Here is a 17,222-nt window from a genome sequence, read left to right as displayed (position 1 = left end):
TATAAATACAGAATTTAAAAAATAGTTGCATGATATCATTTTATCAAGAAAATACAGGGTTGTTAGAACAAGCTGTTCAAGAAGAAAAAACACTTTCTATTTATAATTTAATTGTAGATGGTGGTTTAGGGGGGCAAATTATAATTGCCATCCTTTTAGTGTTATTGGCACTGGCTTTATATATTTATTTCGAACGGTTTTTTGCTATTAAATCAGCATCAAAAGTCGATAAGAATTTTATGAATCAGATTAAAGATTATGTTTCTAATGGCAAATTAGAATCAGCGAATGCGTTGTGTAAAAGCACAGACACACCTACCGCAAGATTAATTGGGAAAGGAATTTCGAGAATAGGGAAACCTTTAGATGATATTAATACGGCTATTGAAACAGCGGGGAAATTAGAGGTATATCAACTCGAAAAAAATGTAAGTGTATTGGCAACCATTGCAGGAGTTGCGCCAATGATTGGTTTTTTAGGAACGGTAATTGGGATGATTGTTGCTATACATGCAATCGCAAATGCTGGTGGCCAAATTGATATTAAATTACTTTCTGACGGATTGTATACCGCAATGACAACGACAGTTGCTGGTTTAATTGTAGGTATTATTGCATATATTACGTACAATCATCTGGTGGTAAGAACTAATAAAATAGTGTATCAGATGGAAGCAAAATCGGTTGAGTTTTTAGATTTATTAAACGAACCCGTTTAAAAGGTTTAAGGTGCTGTGTTCAAGGTCTAGAACGTTGAACTTTAAACGTTGAATTTTAAACATTGAATAGCAAGTATGAATTTAAGAGGAAGAAATAAAGTAGATCCAACATTTAACATGTCATCGATGACTGATATTGTCTTTTTGTTGTTGATCTTTTTCATGCTCACATCAACTTTAGTCACGGTAAGTGCTATTGATGTTTTTTTACCAAAAGCTGGCGGAAAAACAGAAAACAATACTTCTGTCGCAGTGTCTATTACAAGCGAATCACTTTTTTTTATTGATAAAACGGAAGTAAGTGCATCCGATTTAGAAAGTGAAATTTTAAGAAGCGTAGGGGCAGATAAAAAGAAAACGATTGTAATTAGGGGAGATAAAGATGCGCCTTATAAAAATGTGATGGAAGTAATTGACATTGCAAACAAGAATAAGTTAAAAATGATTTTAGCTGTAAAAGGGAAATGACCTTTAGGTCAAGCTGAACTCGTTTCAGCTTCTCAACCTTTTACGATGAAGTATAAATATGACAGTTTTAGACACAAAACACAAACGAAAATCAGCAGCTATCACAGCAATTATATTGTTGCTGATGTTGTTTGCTATTTTTAATTATGGACTAAAATATTTAGACCCGCCAGAGGAATACGGTTTGGCAATAAATTTTGGAGATTCAGATGTTGGAAGTGGGGAGCCAATAGAAAACGCTAAAAAAGCATTAACTCCCGAAGTTGTCGAAAAAGAAGAAGTTGTAGAAGAGTTAAAAGTAGCGCCGAATGAGGGTATTAAAGAAGAGGTTCTTACGGATGATACCTCCAAAGAAATTACGATAGTTGAGAAAAAGGAAGTGAAGAAAGTACCCGTAAAAGAAGTGGTTAAAAAGGAAGCGCCAAAAGAAACCCCAAAACCAAAACCCTCTAAAGAAACTACAGACGCTTTAAATAGTTTGTTAAATGGTAATTCTTCTGACGGTAATCCAAAGGGAGAAGGAGATGATAAAAAAGAAGGGGTAAAAGGAAATGAAAATGGTGATCCGAATTCTAATAAATACTATGGAAATGAAGGCACGGGTTCTGGAGGTAATTACAACCTTTTAGGAAGAATAGCACTATCAAAACCAATAGAACAGCCAGATTGCCAAGAAGAGGGAATTGTAGTGGTAAGAATTACTGTTGATAAAAACGGAAAAGTAATTAGTGCGAAAGCGGGCGAAAAAGGCTCTACAAATACCGCTCCTTGCTTATTGAAGCCAGCCAGAGAAGCAGCGTTGAGAACTACTTGGAATGCAGATCAAAAAGCGCCGGCAAATCAAACAGGTACTATTATTTATAAATTTACGTTAACGAAATAGCTGCTTACTTTTAAAATAAACGAACCCGTTTTACATTTTAAGTTACAAGTTTAGTTAGCGTCATCACGCTTTTGGGCGCAATTGTATCGAAAATCTATTTAAAATAGTGTTGTGCGATAAAAGGCAAACGATTGCTGCGTTTTTAGAACTAAGACTTGATGCTAACTAGCCTACAGACAGGTGTAACTTAACATAAAATTAGCTGCTTTATCTTGATGAAATTAGTTAAAAAAAGAAAGGTGTCATATAAAAAATTCGTCGAATCCCTTATTTTAAGAGAGATAATCAAATTAAATATATTTTTAATCAGACACTAATGATTTAGCAACTAAAATTACTGTTCTTTAGGCAAGTTTCACTCGTAAAATTCGCTTGAAAGGATCTAATTTCGCAAAATGTACAACGGGTTAAGCTAGAAATCACAGATGTGTGTATTTCTAGAAAATTTTGCTAAAATTATTCTTGCAATCGCTTGGAATTATAGCGTTTTTTAAAAAGAATATTTTTTTGTTAACTATTTAAATTTATATTTGAAAAAACAACGAATGAAAAAAAAGGCAATTATAGTCTCAGGGTATTTCAACCCCATACATAAAGGACATTTAGAATACTTTAATAACGCAAAGGCTTTAGCCGATGCCTTGTTCGTAATTGTAAATAGCGATTTTCAGAGAGCATTAAAAGGTTCTAAAGAATTTCAAAAAGAGGAGGAAAGGTTGTTTATTGTTCAGAATATAAAAGCGGTTGATAAAGCTTTTATTTCTATTGACAAAGATAGAACGGTGTGTGAATCCATTCGTTTTATTTATGAAAACTTCGGACAAACGTATGATTTAGGATTTGCAAATGGTGGCGACCAAAATAACAATTCAATTCCGGAAGCACCAACCTGTAAAGAGTTAAAAATTCAATTAATAGATGGTCTAGGAGATAAAATTCAATCCTCCTCTTGGTTATTAAATAAACAATAAATTTATGAAGATTGGTATCACTTTTAGTTCGTTTGATTTGCTACATGCGGGTCACATTACCATGTTAGAAGATGCAAAACTTCAATGCGATTATTTAATTTGTGGTTTGCAAACAGATCCAACAATAGACAGACCAGAAAAAAATACACCCGTTCAATCTGTCGTAGAGCGCTACATTCAATTAAAGGGATGTAAATTTGTAGATGAAGTTGTTCCTTATGCTACAGAGCAAGATTTAGAAGATATTTTACGTTCTTTTAAAATTGATGTACGGATTATTGGCGATGAATATGCAAGCAAACCATTTTCAGGAAGAAAATATTGTGAAGAAAAAGGCATTGAGTTGTACTTTAATAAAAGAGAACACCGTTTTTCTAGCAGTGGCTTAAGAAGATACGTACAAGAAAAAGAGAATTTAAAAAATAAAGTAAAATAGATAGTCTATTTCTTTTATTAGTTCTTCGGATGCGCAAGAACGATGTTGCGTCGTAGAAAAGATGAAATCGCCGTTAACTTTAATTTATAGATAACTTAAGTTGTGAAAATTTTGCTTTAGGGTGCTTTACTTTCAAACTAAAAATAGTTACTGCGATTTAAAATGGGATAAGCTGCGTATTCAAATAAGGGTATAGGAAATGATAGAAGACCAAAGTCTATAATCCAAAAGAAATGCTATCGGGAACGAGTTTTATAATAAAAGTTAGAAAATAAAACTTATTTTAATTTTAAATAACAAGATTTAAACAATGTTGAATCCTAACTTTTAAGGACTGAAAGTAATGAATGTTGTTTCCCCGCTTGTAAAGAAATCAATACAATGTTTTCAATTTAAAAGAAAAAGAACTTGAACAGGATTAGATTGAAGGAAATTTTATAAATATTTTTTTGCTATCAATTTATAGGTAATTGAATAATATATTAAATTAATTATTTCACTAAAATAAGGAATATCGTTAAGTTACATATTGAATTTTATGACATATCAACAAACGTTAGATTGGATGTTTGCACAGTTACCAATGTTTCAAAGAGAAGGTAAAGCGGCATTCAAAAAAGATGTAACCAATATTTTAGCCTTTTCAAAAGAACTTAATTTTCCGGAGCGAAAATTTAAATCCATTCATGTTGGGGGCACAAACGGAAAAGGTTCTACTTCGCATATGTTGGCCTCTATTTTACAAGAAGCGGGCTATAAAGTTGGTTTGTATACTTCGCCACATTTAAAGAATTTTACAGAGAGAATCAGAATTAATGGTGTTGAAATTCCGAAACGGAAGGTCAAATCATTTATAAACACGCATAAAGATTTTTTAGAAAGTCAAAAATTATCTTTTTTTGAAATGACGGTCGGTTTGGCTTTTGATTATTTTGCGCAGGAAAAAGTAGATATCGCCATTATAGAAGTGGGTTTAGGAGGTAGATTAGATTCCACGAACATCATTACCCCAGAAGTTTCTGTCATCACAAATATAGGTTTAGATCACACACAGTTTTTAGGAGAAACATTGCCTGAGATCGCTTTTGAAAAAGCGGGAATTATAAAAAATAATATTCCGGTAGTCATCGGCGAACAGCAATCTGAAGTTAAAAGTGTCTTTTTAAAGAAGACAAAAGACTGTACTGCAGAAATTTATTTTGCTTCGGATGATCAACAGGAGTATACCTCAGATTTGTTGGGCGATTATCAAAAATCAAACACAAAAACGGCCGTTGCGGCTATTCGGCTTTTAAAAGGATTTACAATTACTCAAAAACACATTTCTGATGGATTGTTATTTGTGGTAAAAAACACCAATTTAAAAGGAAGATGGCAGATTTTGCAAGAGCAGCCAAAAGTTATTTGTGATACGGCACACAACGCAGAAGGTTTAAAAATTGTGCTAAATCAGCTGAAAAAAGAAAAAACTAAAAAGTTACATATTGTACTAGGCGTTGTTTCAGATAAAAAATTAGAAGACATTTTACCGATGTTTCCGACGGAAGCACGCTATTATTTTTGCAAACCAAACATCCCAAGAGGTCTGTCGGAAGTAGTTTTACAAGAAAAAGCAGCTGATTTTAATTTAGTTGGAAAAAAATATTTATCCGTAAAAAAAGCATATAAAAATGCTTTACTAAATGCAAATCAAGAAGATACCATTTATATTGGAGGAAGTACATTTGTGGTTGCAGAAATAATTTAAATAAAATTTCATTTTTATTTTGGTAAAGTCAAAATGTGTAGTATATTTGCCACCGCTAAGGGCAATTAGCTCAGTTGGTTCAGAGCATCTCGTTTACACCGAGAGGGTCGGGGGTTCGAATCCCTCATTGCCCACATCAATCACAATCCTGATGAATTTTCATCAGGATTTTTTGTTTTAAAGAAAATGAGAAGCTCGCTTTATCATTTTTTTAAAATAAAAAAGACAACAGGAGCATAGCTCATGAGGATTGTATTTGCAGTAGCGGTTTCGATATGGGATCTGCAATCCCTCATTGCCCACCAAAGTAAATCCTACTAGAAATAGTAGGATTTTTTTATGCTCAAAAGTTATTACTATGGAATTTACTACACATTCTATTTTTAAGGAATTTTTAATAATTACCAAATCATCTACAAAATAGGGATACAATTAGGTGTACCATTTCTTCTCTGGTGTACCATTTTATAAAAACTAAAACTATGAATAATAATAAAATAAGAATATTGTTTTTATTACAGAAAGCAAGAATAAACAAACAAAATAAATGCCCTATTAGATGTCGATTAACCTTCAATTATAAAAGAAGGGAATTTGCCACAGGACAATTTATAAATCCATCAAATTGGTATAGTAAACTTCAACAAACAAAACCACCAAATGATGATAACAATAACATCAACACACAACTAAGCCTTATTAAAAGTAAAATTAATAAGGCTTTTTTATTGCTTCAAGTAAAGGAATTAGATTTTGATGTAGATGATATTTATAACCAATTTATTGGTAAAAGTACAACTGCTGAAAAAACATTGCTAGAAGCATTTGATTACCATATTAATAGAATGCAGAAGTTAGTAGATATTGATGTGAAGCAGGTTTCAGTAGAGAAATACAATCAATCATTAGTACATGTAAAGGCTTTTTTAAAGTTTAAATACAGCAAAAATGATTACTTATTGAAAGATTTAAAACTTCAATTTCTATATGATTTTGAGTATTATTTAAAGACTGAAAAAAAGTTTATGCCAAATACTGTATATAAAACAACACAGCGGCTTAGGAGGGTTGTGAGAGTGTCTGTAGGTGCTGAATATTTGGTAAAAGATCCATTTATTCTACATAAGGCAAGTAAGCCAAAGAAACAAGTGATTTACCTTTCAGAACCTGAATTAAAAGCCTTAGAAAAGCATGAATTTTCACAAGAAAGATTACAGCATGTAAAAGATATGTTTGTGTTTTGTTGTTATACGGGATTAGGATATCAAGAAATGTCAAGTCTTGAAGCAAAACATATTATCAAAGGTTTTGATGGGAATTTATGGGTTGAAATGATAAGGCAAAAAACGGATAAGAAAATTTCCATTCCACTTTTACCTAAAGCTCTAGAGTTAATGGAGAAATACGCAGAAGGCACTCCTAAAGAGTTTAAAAGATTCCCAACAATATCCAACCAGAAGTTTAATTCATATCTGAAAGAAATTTCAGCTATTTTGGGTATTGAAAAGAATTTAACGCACCATATAGCTAGAAAGACTTTTGCAACTACTGTGCTGTTATTTAATAATGTTCCAATGGAAATTGTTTCAGAATTATTGGGACATTCAAATATGAATATTACACAATCTCATTATGGTAAAGTAGTTCAAAAGAAGGTGAGTGATGCAATTCATAAACTTTATAAAAAATAAAAACTCCACTTCTTTAGAGAGGTGGAGAAATTGCTATGAAAAAGGAAAAGAAATTCCTTTGTAATCGAATATAGTTATTTAAAACTAAATTGGATGATAAATTGATGCGCTAATTTTAGTTAATTAGGTTTTATTTTGCTCGTTGCTTGCGCGTTTGTATAAGAAAAGTTGCGTTCTTTAAGCACTAAAGTTAGTAAATAAATCACAGATAGAAAGTCCGCGAGGGCTTTCGTAAATTGGCTAAAACCAAGCAATTAATTATACACGGTGTTGTGTGTAGTTATTTTTAATTCCAAAAATTATTTATACTTTCAATTGATTCATCTGTTATTAGTATGTTTTGTAAGCAGGAAGTGCAAAGTAATATTTCTGTCTCAAAAAATAATTCACAATCAGCTCGTTCAATTGAATTTATATTTTCACAATTTGGACATTTTATTTTAATCTTGTCTTTGATTAAACTAAAAATTTCTTTGTTGTTTTTCTTTGTTCTAATTCCAATGTATTCTGTTGAAAGAAGCATTGCAATAAGTCTTCTAAATTCTTTAACAATTTTTAATTTTTGATTATCAGAATCTTTTAATATTTCAAATACTATTTCATCAATTACAGAAACGCTATAAATTAATAAATATGGAACAAGATTGTAATAGTGTTCAAAGTAAGATTCTGTATTTTCCTTATTTGAAAAAACAAAATTCAGATTCTGCTCTTCAGTTTTATAATTTCTATCGTTTGTAACTATATGTATAGCTTGGTTTGTTAAACCATTAAAGCCAATATCAAATTCTTTGTTATACCTTAAATCATAAATGTATTCTCCAGAAAATAAATTTCCGATTCTAATTTTTTCAATTGCATTTTCAATAATGGCTAATTTGTCAATTTTTCTATTGCTTGGGTCATACTCTTTTGGTTCTCCAATATGATAGAATCTATGAATGAATTCTTTTCTATCTACAAGTAACTGTTCGAGTATAAATAATAAATCTGTTATCGGTTTTCTTAATAAAGCATAAGCGATAGTCATTTTCTCTCTTTTTGCAGTATACAAAGATTCAAACACGAAATTTATGAAATCAGATGTCACAGCCATTAATATCTGTTTACTGACAATAATTTCGATGTCATCAGTAAGTTCATTTTCTTCAAGCCATTCTAGAGGGTTGATTTTTTTCTTTTTTAACTCTTTTACTTTACTTTGTCCTTTTTTGAAATTTACAACTGTACTGTTTAAATCTTTATAGTTTTCTTCGGTATATAATTCAGTTAATTGATCATAAATAATAGCACAAAGATTGTTGATTTTATGATACTTTTTCGGAAGTGGGATTTCTTCGTTTTCTTGGATTGCTAAAATTGGCTTCATTCTTGAAATCCTTAATTTGTTAGGTTGCGTTTAATTACACACAACGTGTATGTATAAGAAAAGTTGCGGTTTTGTCAGCGAGTAACTTCCGAAGGAAATTCAGAAGTTGGCAAAAATGCAACTGCCTTTAATTAAGCACTAATTTAGCAATTTTTTTTATACGGTGTTGGCATTTCGTTGTTTTTCTGTTTATTTTATTCTATTTTATTTCGATTAAAACAAGACCAAAAAAATGCCACAACAAGTGCGGCATTCCGTTTTATATAGGTTTAATCCAAAGGAAATGTTTCCATTTTTCTCTTTCCTTTAAAACAAGTGCTATGTTGATTCCAAATAAAGCACTAGTTTGTATCAGTTCTTTTATATCATCAGGTTCTAAAAACAGATGAAATAAGAAGATGTTTAGTGTTATTGGTAGCAAAAATAATGCTCCTATAAAACCTGTTACTTGAAGGATTAATAATAAGCCAAAAAGTAATTCACAAACACCTAAAACTTGCCAAAAATAACCAGTTTGTTTTGCTCCATTTATGTACAATACTTTTTGTAAAGTGTTTTCTTTTTCAGGCGATTTAAATTTGTTAGCCTTTTCAACAACTTCAATAGGTGTTGGACTTGGTTTTGCGAATTTTTGTATGCCTCCATATATCATAAATCCGCCTAAAAATATACGGAATATGATAAATACTATATTAATTGATTTCTTCATTATTCAAATGTTGTTACACCATCGTTTGGTTGATATACATAATTAAATGTAAAATATCTTGAATTATCAGGATTTGAACTATCGTTATCTTTATAGTAGTTTAAAATCTCAACTTTAGCATATTTATTATCTGCTGTTCTAAATACTAAAACTTTACCTGCTGTTGGATTTATTAAATGTGTTGGTGGTCCAGCATAGGTATACCATCCATTTCCACTACCTGACGGAATTGCAAATCCTGTTGTACTATCTTGTGTAAAAGAAGTTTCTGTTACAGCAGTTACATTCGCAAATGTACTATTTTCAATATATGCTCCTGCATTGCCTGTTCGTGTTGGTTCTTCTGCAATTCCTGATGTTGCTCCACCATTTACTAAAATTGTCGTACCTCTAAACGCGATATCCCAATCTGTTTCACTTGTTGTGATTGTTCCTGTTGAAAAATCGAATTTCACAAAATCTCCTGCTGTTGTTGGTGGATTTGTTGTGAAATCTGTGGTTTGTGGCGCGTGTAGGTTAATTACTTGTTCAGATTCTACTACTAATAAAGGCATTGAATCATCATCATCACTACAAGATGTAAATCCTAAAATTGCTATTGCTACTAATGTTAAAGTTTTAAATGTTCTCATTGTTCTTATTGTTTATTATAGTTAAAAATTAAAATTAAATGTTCCATAAATTATACTACCAGCAATATTGCTGATATTTTGTGGGTTTTTAAAATTGAAGATATTATCAATTCCAAAACCTAATTGGTAATGTTTGAAAATGGTTTTGTTTACTGCAAAATCCCAAATGGTGTAGCCATTTACAAAATCATCGTATTGGTCTAAATAGGCATTTCCATTGGTATCAAAAAGTCCAAACTTACTTCTGTATGTTGTTCTTAAATTGGTGTCTAAATTCCAATTTGGAATGCTATAAAATATCTTGAAGTTTGCCATATGACGAGAACGATTGAATAAGCCAAAATAATCGTCTTTTTTTAATTGAAATGAAGGCGAATTTGGTGTAATTCTTGCAAAAACTCGTCCGTTTTCAAAATCACTTTCTGCTTCTTTATCTTTAGCATATAATAATTGATAGCCGCCTGAAACTGTTACATTTTCATTGAGTTTATAATTCGCGTTAAATTCAAGTCCTTGTGTATACACTTCATTTAAATTATAGTAACTAAATACGTTTTGTCCGTTGGTTTTTCGTGCAATAACTCGTGTATCAATTAAGTTTTCAATATCGTTTCTAAAAAAGTTGACATTTAATTTAAAATTAGAAATAGGCTTATAATCTATTCCAAAGTTGTAACCAATAGAACTTTCGGGTTTTAAACTATTTTCAAAATCGGAAACTGGAACTTCAATGCTTAGTAGTTGCCCATCTGCATCTAATTGAGGAATACGTGTAGAAACTGCGTTATAGCCTAAAACCGTATAGCCAACTGTAGCGTTTGTGAAATCGAAATATAATTGTCTAAAATCTGGTGTTTTAAAGCCATAACCTACCGAGCCCTTTAGAGCAATTTTATCATTCAGTTTATATCTAACAGCACCTTTTGGGCTAAACTGTGACTGATACTCGCTATGGTCGTCAAAACGTGCACCTAAAATGACATTTAGGTTTTCTGTAATATTGCCATCATATTGTGCATAGATGTAAGGCGAATTAAATTCTGGCGTACCAAAAAAATCAGTGCGTTTTAATCGTTCGTGGGTTAAACCTATACCTGCAATAAAGGCATTGTTTTCATTTAATTGATAGGTGGTTCTAAATTCAGGTCTTATAAATCGTTGGTCAAAATCACTTTGAAAAAATGAATCGCCAATAGCATCATTTAAAAACTCTTCGGCTTTGTATTGTGTTGCATAAAATTCTAAATAACTGCTCCAACTGTCGTTAAATTTATGGTCTAACTTTAAAAGTGCGTTCCACTCATTAATTTCACTTTCGCCTTTTAAGGTTTCAGAAGCAACATTATCCTGGTTTTGATGATAAAATCTGCCTGAAACTAATAGTTTGGTACTTTCAGAAAATTCATACGTGATTTTACTATTCAACGTATAATTACTAAATGGTTCTAATGTATTTACAGCATCGTTATCAACTAAATCATAACCATAACTACTAAATCTATTTACGAAAGCATTTACACCTAACTTTTTCTTTTTATAATTAATATTAGTACTTGCATCATGAGTGCCAAACGAACCGCCTCTATAATTTACATCGCCTTTAATTCCATTTTCAGGATTTTCGGTTATTATATTGATAACGCCACCTAAAGCCTCATTTCCATATAAACTTGATGATGCACCTTTAATAATTTCAATCTGCTTAATGTTTCCAACACTCACTCGGCTTAAGTCTAAAGTCCCTGCGCTTCGTCCAACAAGTGGCACACCATCAATTAAAATCAAAGTGTATTGACTGTCTAAACCTTGTAATTGTATGCCTTCTCCACCACCAAAATCTGGAACCGTAATTAAGCCTGTTTGTTCGTTTAATATATCTGATAATCGAATTGAATTAACCGCTTGTATTTCTTTCTTTGATACCAATTGTACAGGCAATGGTAAGGATGATAATTGTCTTTTGGTGCGTGTAGCAGATATAATAACTTCTTCTAATATTTCAACTTTTGTAGAATCTTTTAAAACATTCTTTTCCTGTTGCGAAATGACTAATTGGCTAGAAAATAAAGCAAGACAAAGTATTGATAATCTATATTGGTTCTGCATAACTTTAATTAAGAATAAAGTTATATTCAATCTCATCAGCAGTTAAAACTTTAGATGTATTTGATTGCTTAGAGAATAAACTTTTAAAAGCATCAAACTCGTGTTTATTAAATATAAGTATTAAGTTTTCTTGGCAAGTTGGAATAGGAATTTTTCGCTTTATAGTCGTGTATTTAAATTGCGTTTCCCAGTAAGTTATGTCTATACTAATGATACATTTTCTTAATGCGTTAATTTGTTTTTTATTCAAGATAAAGTGGAAATTATTAAATAGTACGTGATGAACATCACAATCATTACAATAATAAATTTCTCCATAATTATTTTTCGATACAGGCTCTAATTTTTTGCACATTTTTATTTGGACTTATTCTAAATAATATTATATTTGCTGCAAATATATAAACTATTTATATTTAATCTAAATAAAATAATAAAATTTTAAATTAATTTAATGATGAAAAATTAACGTTTGTAGTACTTACTGCTGTATTTACTTTTAGTGTAAATGCACAAAACAAAAAAGAAAAAGACCAGAAAGCCATAAAAGATATGTGTGGATGTTATGAGGTGGGTTTTAATTTTGCAGAAACTTTTAGTTACTCAAAAGATTCTATTTATCAAACATCAAAAGTAAAGCACGATAAAGGTTTAGAATGGGTGCAATTAGTAGAAGATAAAGATGATAAAATTGTGATGCAACATTTACTTATTGTAGGTAAACCGACTGAACCAAATATTATTAAACATTGGCGACAAGATTGGCTTTTTGAGAACACAGATTTTTATATGTTTGATGTCAATAATAAATGGAAATTTTTACAAAACCCTAAAAGCGACGTAAAAGGACAATGGACACAAAAAGTATTTCAAGTTGATGACAGTCCACGTTATGAAGGTTCTGCAAGTTGGGTTCACGTAGATGGAAAAAGTTATTGGGAAAACACCACAGATGCACCTTTACCAAGACGAGAATATACCAAAAGACAAGATTATGATGTTACCATTAGAACTAATCGACACGAAATAACAAAAGAGGGTTGGATTCACGACCAAGACAACGACAAAGTTATTCGCAAAGATGGCGATGCCGATTTTGTTTTAGCACAAGAAAAAGGCTTGAATACCTATGTTAAAGTAGCTGATTCTAAATGTAAATCCGCACAAGATTGGTGGAAAGAGAACCAGGCTATGTGGCAATTGGTTCGTAATAATTGGGATAATATATTTGCTAAAAACCAAGATTTAGAATTAAAACAAAAAGTAGAGGACAAGCGATTGTATGAATTACTTTTTGCTTTAGAAACAACCGCTAAAAACGAAGAAATCAATAAAATCATTACTGATTTTGTGAAATAAAGTTTACATCTAAAATGATGAAAAAAACAGTAAAAATAGCTAAACCTTTGGTTTAGCTATTTTTTTTGTCTTAATAAATCCGTTTCGTATTTATAATTCAATTCGGTTTTTTTTGGAAATCTCAATTTAATAACTCAAAATAAAGTTTATTTTTCGAATGTATTTTGTTGTTAGTTCGGATGTTTTGTCTTATCCTATTATACGTTGACCTTTTTTAAGGTTAATAATTGCTTTTCAAATTTATACTTTATTGCCGGAACATTGATAAGTTTTTTAAAAATTTCCCTTCGGGTTTTAAAAACTTATCAACATTCCTACAGCGCTAAAGTAGTAACTTTAACTCGTTTATAATTTTTGTTTTCATGTTGATTGTATTGTAAATGAACTTCTTGTGGTTTTTTTAAATCTAAACTCCAATGCATTCTTTGGTTGTTGTAAAGTGCTACAGCTTCTTTCACCATTTTTTGAGCGATTTCTACAGATTTAATAGTGTTTTTTAATGCAAATTCGTACTTCAAAATACCATTTATTCGTTCTGCAATTGCGTTTTCATAAGGGTCATACTGTTGGGTTGTGCTTAATATAAATCCTTTATTTTGTGCATATTGTGAGTAATCTGGACAGCAATATTGGATTCCTCTGTCGGAATGATGAATGATGTTTTTGTGATTAAAAGTGCAGTTTTTATGAGCCATACTTAATGCTTCTTTTACCATCGAAACTTTCATATTGTCTTGCAAGTTCCAGCCCATAATTTTACGAGAATACGCATCGGTTACAAGGGCTAAATAGGCGTGACCCGAATCGGTTTTAATGTAAGTAATATCGCTTACAAAGACTTGTTCGCTATGAGTTATTTTCAAGTCAGTCAATAAATTAGGCGATTTATAAAAGAAGTGTTTGGAGTCTGTTGTAATAAAATAACGCTTGGTTTTTTTAATCAGCATTCCTCTTAAGCGTAGTAAATCGTTTATGGCATCTCGCCCCATTTTGATATTGATTTCCATTAGTTTTGGTTCTAAATATTCGTACAGCTTTCTTGTTCCAGTTTTGGGTAGTGTTTTTCGGTATTCAAGCACTAAATTCAGCACTTTTTCTCTTGCCAATTCTTTTACTTTTTCCCTTTCAACACCTTGATAATAGGCTTGTTTTGTAATCCCGAGCGATTCGTAAATCCATTTTATTTTGAAAGCTTTTTCTTCTTTCTTTGAATTTCGTTTGCCAATCCCTCGGGCAAGTACTTTTTTGAGAGTTCCTCCCCCGTAACTTTCTCAAATTCAACAATTAATTCTTGTTGAAATTCTTTGATTCCTTCTAGATCCTCGATTCTTTCCTTGAGTTTTTTAATCTCATCATCTTTTGAAATAAAGGTTTTTTGATTGGAATAGTTGCTTAATTTTTTCATCCAGTAGTGTATTGTTGTTCGTGAAATATTGTACTTCTTAGAAGCAAAGTTAGCGGATATTTGACCATTATTGATTTGGTCAATGACAAAAAGTTTGTACTCGAAAGTAACTTTTTGATAGCTGTCTTTTCGACAGGCCTGATTTGTTGGTGTTTCCATAGTGTGCTAAAAGTGTTTAATTTTTAGTCAACCTATTTTAGGACGATACATTTGTTTAAATTGTTGCCAACGTTGTTGTATAAGCTTTGTTGCGTTGGTTTAGCACTAAAGTTAGTAAATAAAACACAAACCAAGAAAAATCGCGAGGTTTTTCGCAAGTATGCAAAAAGCCAGCAATAAAGTTTATACGGTGTGTGTGCCCAGTATGGGCATCTTTAACTTATCGCAAGATAAGTTATTCATCTAGAGGGTGCAAGTCCCTTATGCACAGGAGTAACGTCTTGAAGCATTAGTAAGTCGCAAGGGTGGTAACTGCGAAGTTACATCTGAAGAAAGCGAGACTACAAAACTCGGTACTGACGAACAGAAATCGTATACAGAGGCATATTTACTTGGGTAAGCAAGCACATCATTGTAACGCCCAAAAGAGTAACAAAAGGGTAAGTATGTAGATACGGCAGGAATTGAGTGAAAGAAGATGCCATTACCTGGGGAGGTCTCTAGAGCCACGAGTTGGCTGTATAGAGAAGTCAGCAGAAGTCAAGACCGTTGCAAAAAGCGAACTTAATTATTTTTACTTTTTAGAGTTCCCTTTTTTTTAGCTACAACATCGATTATGCTATTTTTTTTCTATTTTAAGTGAGTAAATGCCTTTTTTAGGCTTCATTTTTCCTTAATTTTTACAATTAGACGCAAATATCCCTGGACTTCGATATAAATTATAGCACATTGCCTCCATCAAATTTTGTGTATGCATTTTTTTCATCCCTCTATATCTTGCAATTCCACCTTTAAACCATAATTTTATTCCTCCAAAAGTACGTTCTACTTTAAACCTTGTTTTTCCTATTAATTTATTGAATCTAGTTTCCCATTTTGTTAACGGTTTATTTTTTACCGCCTTTTTAAGGATATGATTCTTTAAATTACGCTTCTTTAAAATCGCAACATTTTTCTTTGATTGGTACCCTTTATCTGCCTTTAGAGGGATGCCTTTTGGCAATGCTACATTTACAGTTTCTAGAACTTCCTCCAAATTTGCAATCTCATTTTTGCTCGCAGTTGTGGTTAGTACTCCTAGAACAAGTCCTTCGTTATCCGTTACATGATGCTTTTTAAACCCAAAATGGTACTTTCCTCTTTTCTTTAACCAAGTACCCTCTTTATCGACACTATCTGGATATTCTTTGTGTACTTCTACTTGGTCTGCACAGCGGTCTTCGGTTACCTTAAAATTTGTTTTTCCTTTTGGTCTAAGTGGCGTATCTATTGCACTAGCGTCTATTATTAAACCTGTTTTTACAATGATATTATGTGCTTCTAGCTGTTTGTTTATGGAGGTAAATAATTTTTCGAAGGTTTGTGTTTTGGTTAATGCGGTTCTAAACCTACTTAAAGTACTATGATCTGGAGCAACCTGTTCAATGGTCATCCCACAAAAATAACTAAAGGAAAGACTGTCATTTATTCGGTCTTCAACTTCATAATCGCTTAAACCATACCAACTTTGTAAAAGACACATTTTAAAAAGTAATGTCCCATCATAAGAAGGCTTGCCAGTAGCACTTTTTCCTTTTAAATAATCATTATTTATTAGGATAGAGATCGTATCCCAATCGATAAGGGTGTTTATTTGAGTGAAAAATGTCTTTTTAATTTTTCTTGCTCGTAAATCACAAATGCTATCGGCTAAAGTTGGTTGTTTTTGTATTTTCAAACACTAAATTTACAACTTAATATACTTACAATCAGATATTTAACATAAATAATTACGTGTTATTTTTGTGCTTTTTATTAGGCACTTCCTTGCAACGGTCTTAATTAGACAACCAATTGAGGTCTTATTTAGTTGGCTTATTGAAAAATCAGATATACAAAAGGCGAGTAAAGTAAGGTCTACAAAAGGGTTGAACTTGCATGTTTATGGGAGGCTTGCTGTTGCCTTTATATCCCTTATATTTAACTCTTGATTCGCATAATTAGTTTTTTCGTTGGAAAAATCTAAAATTACTATTATATTTACAACTTAACGAACCTAGTCTAGCCTTTCTTTTTGAGTTGACTTTAGTCGAATCTTTAATACTTTAATTCAATGAAAAAAATAACACTCGTGGCATGTTTATTACTTGCTTCACAATTAATTTATTCACAACAAACCATACCAGCCACAGGAGGAGACGCCACAGGCAGTGGTGGTTCTTCCAGTTATTCTGTTGGCCAATTGGTGTACACTACCAATACAGGCAGTGGCACAGTTATCCAAGGTGTTCAACAAAGTATAGAACTCTCTACCTTAAGTAACCCAGAATTGAACACTATAAATTTAAAAGCCGTTACGTATCCAAATCCAACGTCTGATTATGTCATACTTAAAATTTCAGATAATGCGCTGGATAATTTAAGCTATAATCTTATAGACATTAATGGAAAAGCTATATCTAATGGCAGCGTTACCAATGGGGATACTCAAATTAACATGCAGCAATTAGCCATAGGCATGTATATTTTGAAAATAAATCAAAACAACCAAGAACTAAAAACCTTTAAAATCATAAAGAAGTAAATCAA

At 31.6% G+C, this 17,222-nt stretch carries 16 protein-coding genes, 1 tRNA gene and 1 pseudogene; 10 read left to right on the top strand and 8 right to left on the bottom strand.

The features are described from left to right. The first annotated feature begins 29 nt into the window (after positions 1-29). The 8 genes from BST83_RS12475 to BST83_RS12440 all read left to right on the top strand — a co-directional run bounded on the left by BST83_RS12475 (position 30) and on the right by BST83_RS12440 (position 6,915). Positions 30-719, top strand: a complete 690-nt coding sequence (locus BST83_RS12475; RefSeq protein ID WP_104810070.1) for a MotA/TolQ/ExbB proton channel family protein — start codon at positions 30-32, stop codon at positions 717-719. A gap of 75 nt (positions 720-794) precedes the next feature. After that, on the top strand, positions 795-1,187 hold the full coding sequence (locus BST83_RS12470) for an ExbD/TolR family protein (RefSeq protein WP_104810069.1): 393 nt from the start codon (positions 795-797) through the stop codon (positions 1,185-1,187). A gap of 58 nt (positions 1,188-1,245) precedes the next feature. Then, positions 1,246-2,070 (top strand): energy transducer TonB family protein, encoded by an 825-nt coding sequence (locus BST83_RS12465; protein ID WP_104810068.1) that lies wholly within the window; start codon positions 1,246-1,248, stop codon positions 2,068-2,070. A gap of 545 nt (positions 2,071-2,615) precedes the next feature. Then, on the top strand, positions 2,616-3,041 hold the full coding sequence (locus BST83_RS12460) for an adenylyltransferase/cytidyltransferase family protein (protein ID WP_104810067.1): 426 nt from the start codon (positions 2,616-2,618) through the stop codon (positions 3,039-3,041). A gap of 4 nt (positions 3,042-3,045) precedes the next feature. Beyond that, positions 3,046-3,477: an adenylyltransferase/cytidyltransferase family protein gene (locus tag BST83_RS12455; RefSeq protein WP_104810066.1), complete on the top strand. Its 432-nt coding sequence runs from the start codon at positions 3,046-3,048 to the stop codon at positions 3,475-3,477. A 538-nt stretch (positions 3,478-4,015) separates the two neighbouring features. Next, the gene (locus BST83_RS12450) at positions 4,016-5,224 is read left to right on the top strand and encodes a bifunctional folylpolyglutamate synthase/dihydrofolate synthase (protein ID WP_104810065.1); all 1,209 of its coding nucleotides are present in this window, start codon (positions 4,016-4,018) and stop codon (positions 5,222-5,224) included. Positions 5,225-5,283: 59 nt separating this feature from the next. Then, positions 5,284-5,358 (top strand) — tRNA-Val (locus BST83_RS12445). Between the two features lie 348 nt (positions 5,359-5,706). Continuing rightward, the gene (locus BST83_RS12440; RefSeq protein ID WP_104810064.1) at positions 5,707-6,915 is read left to right on the top strand and encodes a site-specific integrase; all 1,209 of its coding nucleotides are present in this window, start codon (positions 5,707-5,709) and stop codon (positions 6,913-6,915) included. Positions 6,916-7,201: 286 nt separating this feature from the next. On the opposite strand, the gene BST83_RS12435 is transcribed toward BST83_RS12440, so the two are convergent. From BST83_RS12435 to BST83_RS21485, 5 genes are all read right to left on the bottom strand, one after another. Continuing rightward, complete coding sequence (locus BST83_RS12435; RefSeq protein ID WP_104810063.1) at positions 7,202-8,284, bottom strand: hypothetical protein; 1,083 nt, start codon at positions 8,282-8,284, stop codon at positions 7,202-7,204. Positions 8,285-8,543: 259 nt separating this feature from the next. After that, positions 8,544-8,993, bottom strand: a complete 450-nt coding sequence (locus tag BST83_RS12430; RefSeq protein WP_104810062.1) for a DoxX family membrane protein — start codon at positions 8,991-8,993, stop codon at positions 8,544-8,546. Next, complete coding sequence (locus BST83_RS12425) at positions 8,993-9,625, bottom strand: HmuY family protein (protein ID WP_104810061.1); 633 nt, start codon at positions 9,623-9,625, stop codon at positions 8,993-8,995. The genes BST83_RS12430 and BST83_RS12425 overlap by 1 nt, the downstream gene beginning before the upstream one ends. Positions 9,626-9,646: 21 nt before the next feature. After that, positions 9,647-11,731, bottom strand: coding sequence for a TonB-dependent receptor plug domain-containing protein (locus tag BST83_RS12420; protein WP_104810862.1), 2,085 nt, complete (start codon positions 11,729-11,731; stop codon positions 9,647-9,649). 4 nt (positions 11,732-11,735) lie between these two features. Then, positions 11,736-12,086: a DUF6686 family protein gene (locus BST83_RS21485; protein WP_104810060.1), complete on the bottom strand. Its 351-nt coding sequence runs from the start codon at positions 12,084-12,086 to the stop codon at positions 11,736-11,738. Positions 12,087-12,193: 107 nt separating this feature from the next. Between BST83_RS21485 and BST83_RS12410 the strand changes: the two are divergent. Further along, a pseudogene (locus BST83_RS12410) lies at positions 12,194-13,090 on the top strand (DUF6607 family protein); the annotation flags it as partial. A gap of 314 nt (positions 13,091-13,404) precedes the next feature. Here the strand turns inward: BST83_RS12410 and BST83_RS12405 are convergent. The 3 genes from BST83_RS12405 to BST83_RS12395 all read right to left on the bottom strand — a co-directional run bounded on the left by BST83_RS12405 (position 13,405) and on the right by BST83_RS12395 (position 16,371). After that, complete coding sequence (locus BST83_RS12405) at positions 13,405-14,247, bottom strand: IS3 family transposase (RefSeq protein ID WP_240614829.1); 843 nt, start codon at positions 14,245-14,247, stop codon at positions 13,405-13,407. Positions 14,248-14,270: 23 nt separating this feature from the next. Then, positions 14,271-14,654 (bottom strand): helix-turn-helix domain-containing protein, encoded by a 384-nt coding sequence (locus tag BST83_RS12400; RefSeq protein WP_104809046.1) that lies wholly within the window; start codon positions 14,652-14,654, stop codon positions 14,271-14,273. A gap of 673 nt (positions 14,655-15,327) precedes the next feature. After that, on the bottom strand, positions 15,328-16,371 hold the full coding sequence (locus BST83_RS12395) for an IS5 family transposase (protein WP_104810058.1): 1,044 nt from the start codon (positions 16,369-16,371) through the stop codon (positions 15,328-15,330). A gap of 393 nt (positions 16,372-16,764) precedes the next feature. Between BST83_RS12395 and BST83_RS12385 the strand changes: the two genes are divergently transcribed. Next, a complete protein-coding gene (locus BST83_RS12385) occupies positions 16,765-17,217 on the top strand; it encodes a T9SS type A sorting domain-containing protein (protein WP_240614746.1) in 453 nt (150 codons plus the stop codon). Positions 17,218-17,222 lie beyond the last annotated feature (5 nt).

It is taken from the genome of Polaribacter filamentus, from assembly GCF_002943715.1.
In the GTDB taxonomy this organism is placed as follows: Bacteria; Bacteroidota; Bacteroidia; order Flavobacteriales; family Flavobacteriaceae; genus Polaribacter; species Polaribacter filamentus.
This window is presented reverse-complemented; position numbering and strand designations above follow the sequence as displayed.